The organism is Novosphingobium lentum NBRC 107847 (assembly GCF_001590965.1).
In the GTDB taxonomy this organism is placed as follows: Bacteria; Pseudomonadota; Alphaproteobacteria; order Sphingomonadales; family Sphingomonadaceae; genus Novosphingobium; species Novosphingobium lentum.
In genome coordinates this window covers 113,833-128,861 of record NZ_BCTW01000015.1, presented here as the reverse complement: position 1 = coordinate 128,861, position 15,029 = coordinate 113,833, and the positions used below count along the sequence as shown (strand labels likewise).

Annotated in this window: 15 protein-coding genes; 7 read left to right on the top strand and 8 right to left on the bottom strand. The window is 67.0% G+C overall.

Annotated features, from left to right (window positions below):
• Nucleotides 1–390, bottom strand: a 390-nt coding sequence (locus tag NL2_RS14415) for an ABC-2 transporter permease (RefSeq protein WP_500797114.1), incomplete at its 3' end; no start/stop codon positions are given.
• Between the two features lie 91 nt (nt 391–481).
• Between NL2_RS14415 and NL2_RS14410 the strand changes: the two genes are divergently transcribed.
• The gene (locus NL2_RS14410; RefSeq protein WP_068076384.1) at nt 482–1,171 is read left to right on the top strand and encodes a GcrA family cell cycle regulator; all 690 of its coding nucleotides are present in this window, start codon (nt 482–484) and stop codon (nt 1,169–1,171) included.
• Between the two features lie 90 nt (nt 1,172–1,261).
• On the opposite strand, the gene kce is transcribed toward NL2_RS14410, so the two are convergent.
• Nucleotides 1,262–2,191, bottom strand: coding sequence for a 3,5-dioxohexanoate:acetyl-CoA acetone transferase (gene kce / locus NL2_RS14405; RefSeq protein ID WP_068076383.1), 930 nt, complete (start codon nt 2,189–2,191; stop codon nt 1,262–1,264).
• Between the two features lie 133 nt (nt 2,192–2,324).
• On the bottom strand, nt 2,325–3,854 hold the full coding sequence (gene pgi / locus NL2_RS14400) for a glucose-6-phosphate isomerase (protein ID WP_068076402.1): 1,530 nt from the start codon (nt 3,852–3,854) through the stop codon (nt 2,325–2,327).
• Nucleotides 3,855–4,049: 195 nt separating this feature from the next.
• Here pgi and lepB point away from each other — a divergent pair, with 195 nt between their 5' ends.
• Genes lepB through era form a run of 3 tightly spaced genes read left to right on the top strand, consistent with a single transcriptional unit; the run spans nt 4,050 to nt 6,501 of the window.
• Nucleotides 4,050–4,919: a signal peptidase I gene (gene lepB, locus NL2_RS14395; protein WP_439646901.1), complete on the top strand. Its 870-nt coding sequence runs from the start codon at nt 4,050–4,052 to the stop codon at nt 4,917–4,919.
• Entirely contained in the window at nt 4,874–5,599 is a 726-nt protein-coding gene (rnc, locus tag NL2_RS14390; protein WP_068076400.1) for a ribonuclease III, read from the top strand. Before lepB ends, rnc begins: the two co-directional genes overlap by 46 nt.
• On the top strand, nt 5,596–6,501 hold the full coding sequence (era, locus tag NL2_RS14385; protein WP_068076382.1) for a GTPase Era: 906 nt from the start codon (nt 5,596–5,598) through the stop codon (nt 6,499–6,501). Before rnc ends, era begins: the two co-directional genes overlap by 4 nt.
• A gap of 109 nt (nt 6,502–6,610) precedes the next feature.
• Here era and NL2_RS14380 read toward each other — a convergent pair whose 3' ends face one another.
• Both NL2_RS14380 and topA read right to left on the bottom strand, forming a co-directional pair.
• Nucleotides 6,611–6,790 carry a hypothetical protein gene (locus NL2_RS14380; protein WP_068076381.1) on the bottom strand — a complete coding sequence of 60 codons (180 nt, stop codon included), beginning with the start codon at nt 6,788–6,790 and terminating at the stop codon, nt 6,611–6,613.
• Nucleotides 6,787–9,378 carry a type I DNA topoisomerase gene (gene topA / locus NL2_RS14375; protein WP_068076380.1) on the bottom strand — a complete coding sequence of 864 codons (2,592 nt, stop codon included), beginning with the start codon at nt 9,376–9,378 and terminating at the stop codon, nt 6,787–6,789. The genes NL2_RS14380 and topA overlap by 4 nt, the downstream gene beginning before the upstream one ends.
• Nucleotides 9,379–9,484: 106 nt before the next feature.
• Between topA and NL2_RS14370 the strand changes: the two genes are divergently transcribed.
• Nucleotides 9,485–10,072 (top strand): hypothetical protein, encoded by a 588-nt coding sequence (locus NL2_RS14370; protein WP_157083179.1) that lies wholly within the window; start codon nt 9,485–9,487, stop codon nt 10,070–10,072.
• A 54-nt stretch (nt 10,073–10,126) separates the two neighbouring features.
• On the opposite strand, the gene NL2_RS14365 is transcribed toward NL2_RS14370, so the two are convergent.
• From NL2_RS14365 to plsY, 3 genes are all read right to left on the bottom strand, one after another.
• Entirely contained in the window at nt 10,127–11,143 is a 1,017-nt protein-coding gene (locus tag NL2_RS14365) for a hypothetical protein (protein ID WP_245647697.1), read from the bottom strand.
• 115 nt (nt 11,144–11,258) lie between these two features.
• Nucleotides 11,259–12,401, bottom strand: coding sequence for a DNA-processing protein DprA (dprA, locus tag NL2_RS14360; protein WP_068076378.1), 1,143 nt, complete (start codon nt 12,399–12,401; stop codon nt 11,259–11,261).
• Nucleotides 12,398–12,979, bottom strand: a complete 582-nt coding sequence (plsY, locus tag NL2_RS14355; RefSeq protein WP_068076377.1) for a glycerol-3-phosphate 1-O-acyltransferase PlsY — start codon at nt 12,977–12,979, stop codon at nt 12,398–12,400. Before plsY ends, dprA begins: the two co-directional genes overlap by 4 nt.
• Before the next feature lie 69 nt (nt 12,980–13,048).
• Between plsY and murI the strand changes: the two genes are divergently transcribed.
• Both murI and NL2_RS14345 read left to right on the top strand, forming a co-directional pair.
• Complete coding sequence (gene murI, locus NL2_RS14350; RefSeq protein ID WP_084356101.1) at nt 13,049–13,921, top strand: glutamate racemase; 873 nt, start codon at nt 13,049–13,051, stop codon at nt 13,919–13,921.
• Nucleotides 13,922–13,974: 53 nt separating this feature from the next.
• A complete protein-coding gene (locus NL2_RS14345; protein ID WP_169799517.1) occupies nt 13,975–14,928 on the top strand; it encodes an MBL fold metallo-hydrolase in 954 nt (317 codons plus the stop codon).
• Nucleotides 14,929–15,029 lie beyond the last annotated feature (101 nt).

The window sequence follows — 15,029 nt, the reverse complement described above, 5'->3', positions numbered from 1 at the left end:
CGGCGGCATCAGGTAATCGATGATCGTGCCCTGGATCTTTCCGCCGAGCAGGCCGAAGCTGGCGTTGGCGAATGAATTGTTGATCATGCCCATCGCGATCAGCCCCGGCGCGACGAAACTGGCGAAGGGAACGCCCAGCACCATCTTGCTGCCGCGGCCCAGCGCCAGCGTGAAGATCATCAGGTACAACAGCGTCGTAATTGCCGGTGCCCAGATGGTCTGGGTCTGGACCTTGAAGAAACGGCGCACCTCCTTCATATAGAGGGTCCACAGGCCCAACCGGTTGAAGCTGCGGAACTGCGGCTGCCCGGGTGGGCGGAAGCGTCCTGAGCGACGGGTGCCCGTTTCCTGGGTATTGGCCCCTGCACGGGGTATCGATTGATCGGCCATGCTTGCGCGGTATCGTGCGGGGTGGGCGGTGGCAAGTATCTGGACGGACGGCGCATCGCCGGATCGCCCGCACAAGGGACTAGAGTAGCGCATGAGCTGGACCGACGAACGCATCGAAAAGCTGACCAAGATGTGGGAAGGCGGTTCAACCGCCAGCCAGATCGCCGACGAACTGGGCGGAGTCAGCCGCAATGCCGTGATCGGCAAGGCGCACCGGCTCGGGCTCAAGGCCCGCCCTTCCCCGGTCAAGCCGAACGAAAAGGTGGAAGCGCCGGTCGTCGCCAAGCCGGCGAAGCCTGCTGCGCCGCCGGCGCCAGAGCCGCGCATGGCGCTGCCGCCGCGTGCTCCGCATGTGCCCACGCCGCCGCCTGCGGCTCCGGTCGCGCAGGCTGCAGCCGCCGCCACTGGCCCGCTCGATCCCGACGCGCCCAAGCCTGCGCCGCAGCCGCGGATCGTCTCGGTCGGACCCGGCGGTTTCCTGCGTCAGGGCCCGGGCGATCAGCAGGCGCCGATCCCGCCCGCGCCGCCGCGCCGTCTGGTTCCCGCCCGCCCCAGCGCCGAGATTTCAGAAAAGACCAGCCTGCTCGATCTCAACGACCGCATCTGCCGCTGGCCGATGGGCCATCCCGGCGAACCCGATTTCCACTTCTGCGGCGTGAAGGTGAACCCCGGGTTCCCGTACTGCGTCGAACATTGCGGCCGGGCCTATCAGGCCCAGCTGCCCCGCGGCGCCCGCCGTCCCCCGCCGCCCCTGCCGTTCGGCGGACCGCGCGTGCGCTAACGCGCCGTAACGGTTACAGCCTTCGATAGCCAAGTCCGGCGCGCATCCCCAAGGATGCGCGCCGGTTTTGCGTTGGGAGGGGTTTGGCGATCAGATCGCCGTGCGATCGCCGCCCTTCAGCTGCAGGATCGCGCGCGCCTCATCCGGCGTGGCGACCGACAGGCCCATGCCTTCGATAATCTGGCGCGCGCTCGTTACTTGCTGGGCGTTGGTTTCCGCGAGTCGGCCCGGACCCGCCCACAGCGAATCCTCAAGACCCACGCGCACATTGCCGCCCATCGACGCGGCCATCGCCACGATGCTCATCTGCCGCGCGCCCGCGCCCAGCACCGACCATTCGTACTGGTCACCGAACAGGCGATCGGCGGTGCGCTTCATGTGCATGATGTCGTCGGGATGGCTGCCGATGCCGCCCAGGATGCCGAAGCAGGTCTGGATGAACAGCGGCGCCTTCACCAGTCCGCGATCGAGGAAGTGCGCGAGGTTATACAAGTGGCTGGTGTCGTAGCATTCGAACTCGAACCGCGTGCCCAGCGGGGTCAGCAGCGCCAGCAGCCCCTCGATATCCTTGTACGTGTTCTTGAACACCAGATCGCGCGAGGCTTCGAGTACCTGCGGTTCCCAGTCGTGCTTCCAGTCCTTGTACCGGTCGAGCATCGGGAACAGGCCGAAGCCCATCGTGCCCATGTTGAGGCTGGCGACTTCGGGCTGGAACGTGGTGGCCGGGCGCAGGCGTTCTTCCAGCGTCATCGATGGGTGACCGCCGGTGGTGAGGTTGATCACCGCGTCGCAGCGCTGCTTGATGACTTTCAGGAACGGTTCGAACAAGTCGGGATTCTGATCGGGCCGGCCATCGACCGGATTGCGGGCGTGGAGGTGGATTACCGCCGCACCCGCTTCCGCCGCGCCGATCGCGCCTTCGGCGATTTCCTCGGCCGTGATCGGCAAGTACGGCGACATCGACGGCGTATGGATCGCCCCGGTTACCGCACAACTGATGATCACCTTGCCTTTGGCCACGCCGAATCTCCCAATAATACGTTTGCTATATACGCGTTAATTCGCTCACCTTTGATATGCCGCGCTCGCTGCCGACAAGCAAGGTACGCGTGAGGGGGGCGGTGCGGTAGGCGGTTGGCGGTGAACCGCGCCGTCAGTCGCCGATACCCGCTAGCGCCAGCAACGCCTCGGTGCTGGGATCGAAACCCGGCCCGTCGCCGGTTTCGATCTGCTTGGCGATTTCCTTGCCCAGCTCGACGCCGAACTGGTCGAACGGGTTCATCCCCAGCATCACCGCCGATACGAACGTGCGGTGTTCATGGAACGCGATCAGCGCCCCCAGCGTCGCCGGGTTGAGATCCTCGCACAGCATCGTCGCCGAGGGTCGGTCGCCCGGATAGTCGCGCGACAGGTCGCTGCCCGCCTTGCCCGCCATCAGCGCGGCGCCCTGGGCAAAGCAGTTGGACAGCAGGATGCGGTGATGCGCCGGATCGAGCGAGTCGCCCGAAATGATCACCGCCAGGAAATCGACCGGGATCACATGCGTGCCCTGATGCAGCAGCTGGAACACCGCGTGCTGCGCATCGGTGCCGACCCCGCCCCAGGTGATCGGCGCGCTGGGCCGACCAAGCGGCTTGCCGTCCGCCGTCACCCGCTTGCCGTTCGATTCCATCTCCAGCTGCTGGAGATAGCTGGGCAGAAGCTTGAGCCGTTCGTCATAGGCGAACACCGCGCGCGTCTGGCAGCCGCGCGCCTGCGTGTAGATCAGATCGCCGAACGCAGCGCGCACCACCACGTTTTCGGCCAACGGCGTATCGAGGAAATGGCGGTCGATCGCCGCCGCGCCATCGAGGAACGCGGCAAAGTCTTCCCAGCCGAGCGCGAGCGCGATCGGAAAGCCGATCGACGACCACAGCGAATAGCGCCCGCCCACGCTTTCGGGAAACGGCAGCACGCGCGTTTCGTCCACGCCCCACTCCACCGCCTTGTCGGGCGCGGCGGTCAGCGCCACCACCCGGCCATACGGATCGCCGACCCCGCCTTCGCGCAGCCAGCCCAGCGCGCTGGCCGCGTTGATCATCGTCTCGGTGGTGGTGAAGGTCTTCGAGGCAACCGCGATCAGCGTGGTCGCCGGATCGCATTGCGCCATCGCGGCCTCGAGCGCACAACCGTCGATGTTCGAAACCACGTGCACCACCACGCGCGCGCCGTCACGCGTCAGCGCGTCGATCGCCAGTGCGGGGCCAAGCGCCGATCCGCCGATGCCGATGTGGATCAGGCTTTTCACCTCGCCCAGCGCGCCGTCGTGGATCGCCTCGACCAGCGCCCGCGTCCGCGCATGGAGCGCGGCGGCTTCGTCCACACTCGTTTCCTTGCCCACACCGCGTTGTGCGGTGTGCTCGGCGGCGCGACCCTCGCTGGCATTGATCGCATCGCCATCGAACAGTGCGGCGCGCCGGTTTTCGAAGTCCATGGCGCGCGCGATATCGGCCAGGACCGCCCACGCCGCCGCATCGAGGTGGGTCTTGGACCAGTCGAAGCGGATCGTGCCGCCGGGCAGGTCGAGCGTGGTGCACCAGCTATCAAGCCGCGCGGGATCGGCGAACAGCGCCTTCAGTGTCGGTTTTGCGAGGTTCGCGAGCTTTTCCCAGCCAACTTGTCCGGCGTCCGATTGTCCGACCATGCCCGTTCGTTCCTTCACGCGTTCGCCATATTGCACCTGCGTTCATGCCCGTTCCGGCGCGCGCCGCCAAGCGCCCAAAACCTCGCAAATGGCGCGTGCATTGGTATTTCCGGGTTATTCCCTACCCGCTCCCGACAGTGTGTTATTCAAACAACACACTTGACGAGACCCCGCGCCCTCCACATGACCGCGACGATGACCGACCCCAACGAACCCGTGCTGCCCGAAGCAGCGCCCGCCAGCCCGCTTGCCGCGGCTTCGGCGACGCCCGCCGCGCCTGCCAAGAAGAAGGAGGAAGAGAGCTTTCTCGTCTTCATCCTCAAGCTGGTGGCGATCGTTGCGATCTTCCGCAGCTTCTTCTTCTCGCCGTTCAACATCCCGTCGGAATCGATGCTGCCCCGGCTGGAAAACGGCGATTACCTGCTGGCGGCCAAGTGGCCCTATGGTTTTTCAAGCTATTCGCTGCCGTTCAGCCTGCCGCTGATCCCCGGCCGGATCCTCGCGCATCAGCCCGCGCGCGGCGACGTGGTGATCTTCAAGGCACCGCCGGGTAACGATGTCGACTACATCAAGCGCGTGATCGGCCTTCCCGGCGATCAGGTGCAGATGGTCGGCGGGGTAATCCAGCTTAACGGCAAACCCGTGCCCAAGGTGAAGCAGCCCGATTTCATCATCGCCGAATCGGACAACACCCACTGCCTGTCGCCCGAATTCGAGGGCAAGGCCGCCGACGGCAGCGCGATCTGCCATTATCCCCGCTTTCGCGAAACCCTGCCCGAGGGCAAGAGCTACGACGTGCTCGATCTCGGCCAGCGCCCGCAGGACGATACCCCGCCGGTGGTGGTGCCCGAGGGCGACGTGTTCCTGATGGGTGACAATCGCGACAACTCGATGGACAGCCGCTTTCCGGCGGTCGAAGGCGCGGGCATCGGTCTGGTCCCGCAGGCCAACCTCGTCGGCCGCGCCACGATCATGATGTGGTCGACCAACGGCGGCGCCAGCTGGATCAAGCCGTGGACGTGGTTTTCGGCGGCGCGCTTCAACCGCATCGGGGGGACGTTCTGACATCTCCGGTCAGCCTTGCCGAAGACAGCGCGCGCTATATCGCCCGGCTGACGGGCGGTGAGCCGGTCCGCACGGAACTTTGGCACGATGCCCTGACCCACGGCAGCATGGGCGAGGCGCGCGATTACCAGCGCCTCGAATTCCTGGGCGATCGCGTGCTGGGCCTCGCCATCGCGGAATGGCTCCATGAAAAGAGCGCCGCCGCCGAAGGCAAACTGTCGCAACGCCTCAACGCGCTGGTCAGCCGCGAGACTTGCGCCGAAGTGGCGCGCGCCATCGACCTGCCCGCGCACATCCGCCTGGGCAAGCAGGCGCGCGACGACGGCGGCGCGCAAAGCGACAACATCCTGGGCGATGTGATGGAATCGGTGATCGGCGCGCTGTTCATCGAACGCGGGTTCGAAGCCGCGCGCGCGTTCGTGCGGCAGGCCTGGGCGCAGCCGATGGCCGGCGGTACCGGCCACGCCAAACATCCCAAGGCCGCGCTGCAGGAATGGGCGGCGGGCAACCGGCGCAAACCGCCCGTCTATTCGCTCGTGGCCCGCGACGGCCCCGATCATGCCGCGTTGTTCACGGTCAGCGTCTCGGTCCCCGGTGTGGGCGAGGCGCAGGCCAGCGGTTCCAGCAAGCAGGAGGCCGAAACGGCCGCCGCTCGCGCTTTCATGAAGAGTTTCGGATGACGGACAAATGCGGCCTCGTGGCAGTGCTCGGCGCGCCCAACGCGGGCAAGTCGACGCTGGTCAACGCGCTGGTCGGGCAGAAAGTGGCGATCGTCTCGGCCAAGGCGCAGACCACCCGCGCCCGGCTGATGGGCATCGCGCTGGCCGACGTCGACGACGATCGCGTGCAGATCATTCTGGCCGATACCCCTGGCATCTTCACCCCCAAACGCCGGCTCGATCGCGCCATGGTCAGCGCCGCGTGGGACGGCGCGAGCGCAGCCGACGCCATCCTGCTGGTGGTCGATGGCCGCAAGAAGAAGCTCGACTATCTCGAAGCGATCCTCGAATCGCTCAAAGTCCGCCCGGAGCGCAAGATCCTGGTGCTCAACAAGGTCGATGAAACCGCCAAGGAACCGCTGCTGATCGCGGCGCAGGCGCTGTCCGAAGCGGCGGCGTTCGACGAGGTGTTCTTCATCTCGGCGCTGACCGGCGATGGCGTGGCCGAACTCAAGACGCACCTCGCGCGGCTGATGCCCGAGGCGGCGTGGCACTATCCCGAGGACCAGGTGTCCGACGCCAGCGAACGGCTGCTGGCCTGCGAGATCACCCGCGAGCAGCTTTACCGCCAGCTCCATGACGAGCTGCCCTATGACAGCGCGGTGCGCCCCGAAAGCTATACCCAGCGCAAGGACGGATCGGTCGAGATCCACCAGCAGATCGTCATCGCGCGCGACAGCCAGAAGGGCATCGTGCTGGGCAAAGGCGGTTCCAAGCTCAAGGCGATCGGCGAGGCGGCGCGCAAGGAACTGGCGCAGCTGCTGGGCGTGAAAGTCCACCTGTTCCTGCACGTCAAGGTCGAGGAAGGCTGGGCCGAAAGCCAGGAAATCTACCAGGAAATCGGCCTCGACTGGGTAAAGTAGCGGCAGTTCGGATGCTTCAACACGCTCGGCATGAGCGGGGTTGGGTGCCAGATACCCTAAAACATCTGCTTCATCCTGAGCCCGTCGAAGGATGCACGCTCCGGCCTGCCTACCGCAGCTTGGCGATCGCGACATTGTCCTGCTTGGCGCGGTCCTTGGTCGATTCCTCGCTGCGATTCAGCGCCTTGGCGATTTCCTTGAGGCCCTTGCCCTTACCCGCCAGCGTGTGCAGCTTCTGCAGTTCCTCGGGCTTCCACGGCTGGCGGTGGCGTTCGAACTTCTCGCTCATTCCGCCGCCGCCTTCTTCGCGGCAGGCTTTTTCGCCGCCGGTTTCTTCTTGGCGGGTGCCTTCTTGGCGCCGGCTGCCTTGGGCGCTGCCTTCTTGCGGCCCTTGCCCTTGGCCGGGCCCTTGGCGGCGCGTTCGTCGATCAGCACCACGGCTTCTTCGGCGGTGAGCGTTTCGGGCTGCTTGTCGCGCGGCAGCGTAGCGTTGGTGGTGCCGTCGGTGACGTAAGGGCCATAGCGCCCCGCCATCAACTTCATCTCGCCGCCCGAGGTGGGATGCGGTCCGAAGGTCTTGAGCGGTTCGGCCGCCGCACGCGCGCCGCGACCGCCGCCATTGGCCGCGTCGGCCAGCTTCGCCACCGCCGCGTTCATCCCGGTTTCGAACACTTCGGCGGTCGAGCGCAGTTTGGCATACTTGCCATCATGCGCGAGGTACGGCCCGTAACGCCCTATGCTGGCAGTGATCGGCAAACCGCTTTCAGGGTGCGGACCGACCGGTCGTGGCAGGCTCAGCAGCTTGAGCGCCCATTCCAGATCGAGTTCACCGCCGAGCTGTTCTAGCACATCCTTGGGGATCGAGGACCGCTTGGCTTCCTTGCCCTCGCCCATCTGGATGTACGGTCCGAACCGGCCGGTGCGGCGCGTGACCTCCAGCCCGGATTCGGGATCCTTGCCCAACGCGCCGTCTTCGCCCTCGGCATCGCCGCTGCCGCCCGGCTGGGCGAATTTGCGGGTGAACTTGCACTCGGGATAGTTCGAACACGCCACGAACGCGCCATAACGCCCGCCGCGCAGCGACAGCTGGCCTTCGCCGCACTTGGGGCACAGCCGCGGGTCTGATCCGTCGGCCTGCGGGGGGAACAGGTAATCGGCCAGGAACAGGTCGAGCGCCTTGGTGATGTCCGAAGGCTTCTGCTCCATGACCTCATCGGACTTGGGCTTGAAATCGCGCCAGAAGGCTTCGAGCACGGTCTTCCACGCCGCGCGGCCACCCGACACGTCGTCAAGCTCGTCCTCCATCCCGGCGGTAAAGTCATAGGCGACGTAACGTTCAAAGAACCGTTCCAGAAATGCGGTGAGAAGTCGCCCGGACTCTTCTGCAAAGAAACGATTTTTCTCGGTGCGGACGTAGTTGCGATCCTTCAGCACCTGCAGCGTCGCGGCGTAAGTGGAAGGACGCCCGATGCCCAGTTCCTCCAGCCGCTTGACCAGGCTGGCTTCGGAATAGCGCGGCGGCGGCTGGGTGAAGTGCTGGGTCGCATCGACCCCGCGCTTGCCCGGCGTATCGCCTTTGACCATCGCGGGAAGCAGGCCCGATTCCTCGTCCTCGGCATCGGGCTTGTGGTCGCGGCTTTCCTCGTAGACTGCGAGGAAGCCGGGGAACTTGATGACCTGACCCGTTGCGCGCAGTTCGTGCTTGCCGGTGCCGTCGCGCAAGGTGACCGTGGTCCGCTCGATCTGCGCCGAGGCCATCTGGCTGGCCATCGCCCGCTTGTAGACCAGGTCGTACAGCCGCGCTTCGTCGCCGCTGCCATACTTGTCCTTGCCGAAATCGGTCGGCCGGATCGCCTCGTGCGCTTCCTGCGCGTTCTTGGCCTTTGTTTCGTAGATCCGTGGTTTTTCAGGCAGGTAGTGGCCGTTGTAACGTTCGGTTATCGCCACGCGCGCCGCCGAAATGGCGCTGTGGTCCATCTGCACGCCATCGGTCCGCATGTAGGTGATTGCGCCGGCTTCATACAGGTTCTGCGCCACGCGCATCGTATGGCTGGCCGAAAAGCCCAGTTTGCGCGCGGCTTCCTGCTGGATCGTGGAGGTGGTGAACGGCGGATAGGGATGGCGCTTTTGCGGCCGGGTTTCGACTTCCTCGACGCGGAACGTGCCGTTCTCGACCGTGGCCTTGGCCCGCAGCGCCACGCCTTCCTCGCCCAGCGACAGCCGCTCCAGCTTCTCGCCCTCGAACTTCACCAGTCGCGCAGCGAACTCGGTGCCGCCCTGCTCCAGCCGGGCGATCACCGACCAGTATTCCTGCGCGCGGAACTTCTCGATCTCGCGCTCGCGCTCGACGATCAGCCGCAGCGCGACCGATTGCACACGGCCCGCGCTTTTGGCGCCGGGCAACTTGCGCCACAGCACCGGCGACAGGGTGAAGCCGAACAGATAGTCCAGCGCGCGCCGCGCCAGGTAGGCGTCGATCAGGTCCTGGTCCAGCTCGCGCGGGGCCTTCATCGCATCGGTCACCGCCTGCTTGGTGATCGCGTTGAACGTGACCCGCTCGACCTCCTTGGGCAGCAGCTTGCGCTTCTTCAGCAGTTCGCGGACGTGCCACGAGATCGCCTCTCCCTCCCGATCGGGATCGGTCGCCAGGATCAGGCGGTCGGCACCCTTGACCGCGTCGGTGATCGCTTTGACGCGCGACGTCTTGTCGCCGTAAAGCTCCCAGTCCATTGCAAAATCTTCGTCGGGGCGAACCGAGCCGTCCTTGGGCGGCAGGTCGCGGATGTGACCGTAGGAGGCGAGCACCTTGTACCCGGGTCCCAGGTACTTTTCGATGGTTTTGGCCTTGGCGGGAGATTCAACGATGACAAGCTGCATGGCAGGTCTGGACATTCCTCTACGCGTATACGTACGCGCGAGGGTGGCGAGCCGGATCGCATCCCGTCAAGCGTTGAGATGACACGAACCGATGATTGAGACCGTGATGAAAGCTTTGATTGGCCATTGTGCTGTGTTTGCCGCGCTATCGTTGGCTGGTGCAGGCAGCGCAGGTGCGGCGGAACCATCGGGCGGTGACGGCTATCTGGCCGCGCCGCGCCTTGGCGACTTCCAGATCGGCTTCACCGAGGGCAACGAACGCGGATCGATCACCGAGGAGATCCCGCGCGGCGAATCGGTCGAGCACTGGACGCGGATGATCACCACGCAGCGCTTTACCGGGCTCGCCCGCCACGCCACCGCGATGGAATATCTGGCCGTGGTGGCGCGCGACCTGCCGGGAAGCTGCCCGCGCGCGCAGATGACGGTGGCCGAGGCTCTGACCGTGTCGGGCCGCCCTGCCGCCCGGCTACGCGCCGATTGCCCGCAGAACCCGCAGTCGCGGCAGCCCGAGACGTTCTTCATCCTGGCGGTGCAAGGACCAGACGACATGCACGTCAAACAGGTCGCATTCGCCCGCGTGCCCGATGCCGACGATGTGCGTTGGGCCGGCAACGTGCTGGGTGGCATTTCGTACTGCGCGCCGCTCAGCCAGGCCCCCGAGTGCCGGCTCAGCGCTGGCGAGAGCCCGTAATCGTGACGTGTTGACACCGGACCGCGCACCTGCGGCGGCCCGGTGCCTGCTGCATCAGCGCATCGACGCGATCTGGTTGACGAGCAGCGCGCTGGTGAGCGAGGCCGCCTTGGTGGCGCCCTGTTCATAGTTGCCCGGCTTGGCAGTGAATTCGAACTTGCGCGTCTTGCCGAACATCATCCCGCCGTGGCCCATCGCGGCCATCAGCCCGCCGGCGACGTTGGCCGCCGCCTGCGTGGTTTTCGCGGTGCCGCTGCTCGCGTCGCGTTCGTCGATGAAATCACCATCGACCGAAATGCCTTCGTTGAGCGTGACCGTCACCGTCTTGCCGTTGGCGCCCAGCACGGTCATGCGCGAGAAGCCCGAGGTGACCGAGAGGTTGGCGTTGACCGACAGGCCGCCGAGGCTGAACGCACCGGGGCGTTTCTGTTGCGAAAAGTCGATCACGTAGGTCACGTCGATCACCGGCACCCCGGCCGCCTTGGCATAGCCCGATAGCGCGGCGCTGGCCTGGCCCGAGGCCATGGCCAGCCCCATGCTGGAAAATCCGGTGCCGGTGAAATCGCCCGGCAGCAGGATCAGCGTGGGCAGCACGGCGGGCTTGACGTACGTCGCCTTGCCCTTGCTCCCTTTTTCAAGCGCGATGTTGATGTCGATCGGGGAAACCTGCCCGTGCGGGTTGGCGAGCGCCGGCGCGGCGAACACCGTGGCCGGATCCTGCACGGTGAAGCCGGCAGCGGTCAGCTGGCGCACGAAATCGGCATGGGCGGCGTCGGCCACGGTCTGCATCATCTGTGGGGTCACGCCCACCAGCGTGCTTTGCGCCTTGGTGGTGCCGCCGAACGCGCCGATCATGCCGCCGGTGGCCTTGGTCTGATCGGTCGACTGGAAGATGAACCCGACGTTGAACGCGCCGATCGCGATCTGGCTGGCGCCAGTCAGCGCATCCTTGCCCGACACCTTGAGCGGCGCGGAATCCTTGGCCTGGGCGGTATTGGAAAGGGCGTTCGGCACGGACAGCGCCAGCGCCATCGCGGCGACGCGCGGCGTGATTTGGTACAACGGCTTCATGAAGTCTCCCCCTGTGGACTTGCGAAGCGACCCATTTATTTTCGCGGAGTGTGGACACCGCGCGCTATGGCGTCAACCGGGGGATGCCAACGCGGTGGATCGGCCGGCGCGGCGGTCAGGTCGCCAGCGACACCCGACCTCCGGCGTGGCGCTGCAGCCGCCCGGCGATCTCCAGTTCGAGCAGCGCGAACTGCACTGCGGCGGCCGGTTCTCCGCTTTGGCGGATCAGTTCATCGACGGCGACGGGCGCAGCCCCCAGCAGCGCGGAAATATCGGCGGAGTGGTCGGGAAGCGGTTCGGGCGCCACGAAGTCGGGCACGTCGAACGCCGAACCCGCCTCGCGAAAACTGGAGCGGGCGATGCCATCGAAACCGGTGACGAGTTCGAGAATATCCTCGGCCGACTGGACCAGCACCGCGCCATCGCGGATCAACTGGTTGCAGCCCTGAGAGCGGCTGTCGAGCGGCGAGCCGGGTACAGCCATCACCTCGCGTCCCGCCTCCCCCGCCAGCCGCGCCGTAATCAGCGATCCCGAGCGCGGCGCGGCTTCCACCACTACCGTGCCTGCGGAAAGCCCGGCGATGATCCGGTTGCGGTGGGGAAAGTGGCGGGCCAGCGGCTCGGTACCGGGCGGCTGCTCGGCGATCAGCAGGCCGTTGGCGGCGACTTCATCGTGGAGCGCGGCGTTTTCGGGCGGGTAGGCGATGTCGATCCCGCTGGCGATCACGCCGATGGTGCCGCCCCCGCCGTTGTCGGCCGCACCGGTCGCCAGCGCCCCGCGATGCGCCGCCGCATCGATCCCGCGCGCCAGCCCGGAGACGACCGCCAGTCCGTGCGCGGCGAGTTCGGCGGCGAAATCGCGGGCGAGCTTGACCGCCCCGGCAGAGGCGTTGCGCGCGCCCACCACGCTGACTGCGTTGCGGGCCAGCAGCGCGGTGTTGCCCTTTAGCGTCACGATCGGCGGCGCATTCTGGCTGGCACGCAACAGCGCGGGATATTCCGGCGAATCGTGGAACAGATAGCGCGCACCCGCCCGGCGGACGGCCGCGATCTCGCGCTCGATCCGGTCGACCGGCGCGGCTTTGTACGGCGCTCCGCCGCGTGCCGCGAGATCGGGCAGCGCCTCGAGCGCGGCGATCGCATCGCCAAACCGGCGGAGCAGCTGGGCATAGCTGACCGGGCCGATATTGGGCGAACGCAGCAGCCGGATGCGGGCAAACGCCTCGTCCTGGGACAGCGCCGGGATCGCGAGGTTCACGATCGTGCGCCGACTTTCGGCTCGGTCCCCGCGCGCAGCCGGGCGATGTTGGCGCGGTGCAGCCACAACACCAGCACCGCCAGCGCGGCCAGCACCGGGGCGTAATCACCATGAGCCGTCGCCAGCGCGACCAGCGGCGCGGACATCGCCGCCAGCATGCCGCCCAGCGACGACGTGCGCGTCACCGCCAGCACGCCGAGCCACACAGCCGCGTAGCCCAGCCCGATCGGCCACGCGAGGCCCAGCGACACCCCCATCAGCGTCGCCACGCCCTTGCCGCCACGGAAGCCCAGCCAAACCGGGAAGCAGTGCCCCAGCACCGCGCCTGCCGCGCCCAGCGCCTCAAGCCCCGGGAACAGCGCGCGGACCAGCACGACGGCGAGCAAACCCTTGGCCATGTCGAGCAGCAGCGTGGCGGCGGCCAGGCCCTTGCGCCCGGTGCGCAGCACGTTGGTGGCGCCGATGTTGCCCGACCCGATGCTGCGCAAGTCGCCGGCGCCGGTTGCCCTCGTGAGGATCAGCCCGAACGGGATGGAGCCCAGCAGGTAGGCAGCGACAAGGGGGATCAGGACATTCACGCCGCCGTCATATCCCCGGCCGGGCCGACTGGGAAAGGGGCGTCTTTCCTTTTTGCTGCCGAAACCGATATGAAACCGATATGGGGCAGCGCAGGCGCGGCAGGCGCGCCGGTCATCGCGGGGTACGACGGGCACGTGGCGGACGAAATCGGGGCGAGTTCGCCGCTGCTTATCTTCGATTCGGGCGTGGGTGGCCTGTCGGTGCTGGCGGCGCTGCGCGAGTTGCTGCCGCAAGCGCCGGTGATCTACGCCGCTGACAACGCCGGCCTGCCCTATGGCACCAAGAGCGAGGCGCAGATCGCCAGCCGCGTGCCCGCATTGCTGGGCCGTATGGTGGAACGCTATCGCCCGCGACTGGTGACGATCGCCTGCAACACCGCCTCCACCATCGCGCTGGCCACCGTGCGCGAGGCGCTTGACCTGCCCGTGGTCGGCACCGTGCCCGCGATCAAGCCCGCCGCCGCGATGACCTGCAGCGGCGTGATCGGCCTGCTCGGCACCGAAGCCACGATCCGGCAGGGCTACGTCGACCGACTCGAGGCCGAATTCGCCAGCGACAAGCGCCTGTTGCGCCACGGCGCGCCCGAACTCGTCGCCGCCGCCGAAGCCAAATTGCGCGGCGAGGCGGTGGACCCGGAGGTGTTTGCCCGCGCCGCGCAAGGCTTGCGCGGCCAGCCGCATGGGAAGGATATCGACACCGTGGTACTGGCCTGCACGCACTTCCCGCTGCTGCGCGACGAACTGGCGCAGGCGTTCGGCCCCGGCGTGGCGTTCGTCGACGGCGCGCAGGGCATTGCCCGGCGCATCGCCTACCTGACCCAGGGACAATCGTGGCGGCGCGACCGGCCCGACCTTGCGCTTTTCACGCGCGGCGGCGAAGATGTCGGCCGGCTCGCGCCGGCGCTCGTCCGCTACGGGCTGTCGCAAAGCGTGGTGCTGTGATGCAGCAGCAGGACCGGATGCAACGACAGGACCAGATGCAGCAAAAGGCACAGATGCAGCTGAACGCAGACCAGCCGGTGCGCATCATGCACCGGTCGAGCTGGGCGCTGCTGATCCTCGTTAGCGTGCTGGTGCCGATCTACTACTGGCTGCTGATCGACAGCAGCGGCGGCGATGCACCGCACCACCTCGACATTGCCGCGCTGCGCGTCGAGGCCAACCGGATGCCGGGCGCCAAGCCGGTGGCCATCGAATACGAGTGGGCGGCCGGACGGCTTTCGCCGGGAACGCTGCTGGTGGCGGGCGGCGGGCTGAAACGCCAGCCCGTGGCCACCATCGCGTTCCGCCTGCTGACCCCTGGCGGCGACACCATGATCGACAGCGGCCTGTCCCGCCAACAGGCGCACGCGATGGGCTACACGATCATCAACGAAGCGCGCGTGGCCCAGATCCAGCAGGCCTTGTCGAGCGCGCGGCGCCTGCTGTTCACGCACGAACATCTCGACCAGATCGGCGGACTGCTGGCGCATCCCGAGTTCGGCACGATCGCGCGCCACACGATCCTGACGCCCGAACAGAGCCCGCAGGCGCCGCTGGCGCGCAACTTGCCGTGGCCAGCGGACAAGTCCGCGCTGCCCGCACCGCTGGTCTACACCGGCATGAAGGCGGTGGCGCCGGGCATCGTCCTGATCCGATCGCCCAGCCACACCCCGGGATCGCAGATGATCTTCGTGCAACTGCAGAACGGCCACGAGTTCGTGTTTCCCGGCGATATCGCGGCGATGCAGCGCAACGTCACCTGGCTGCGCCCCCGGTCGCGGCTGCTGGCCGACTGGCTGGCGCCAGAAGACCGCGGGCAGGCGATCGCGTGGCTCCACGCGCTGGCCGAACTGAAGCAGCAGCAGCCCGATCTCACCATCGTCTACGCGCGCGATTTCACGTGGCTGAACGGCCCCCGCGCCCGCGCATTGCTGCACGAGGGCTTCACCCCGGACGCGGCCCCCTAACCGCGCCTATTTCGGCAAAACCAAAACAGCATCTTATCCACCAAATGGCGCTGGCCAAGCCCGCTTGCGGACGGTAAAAGCCTGCCCATTCGCCGGATGTC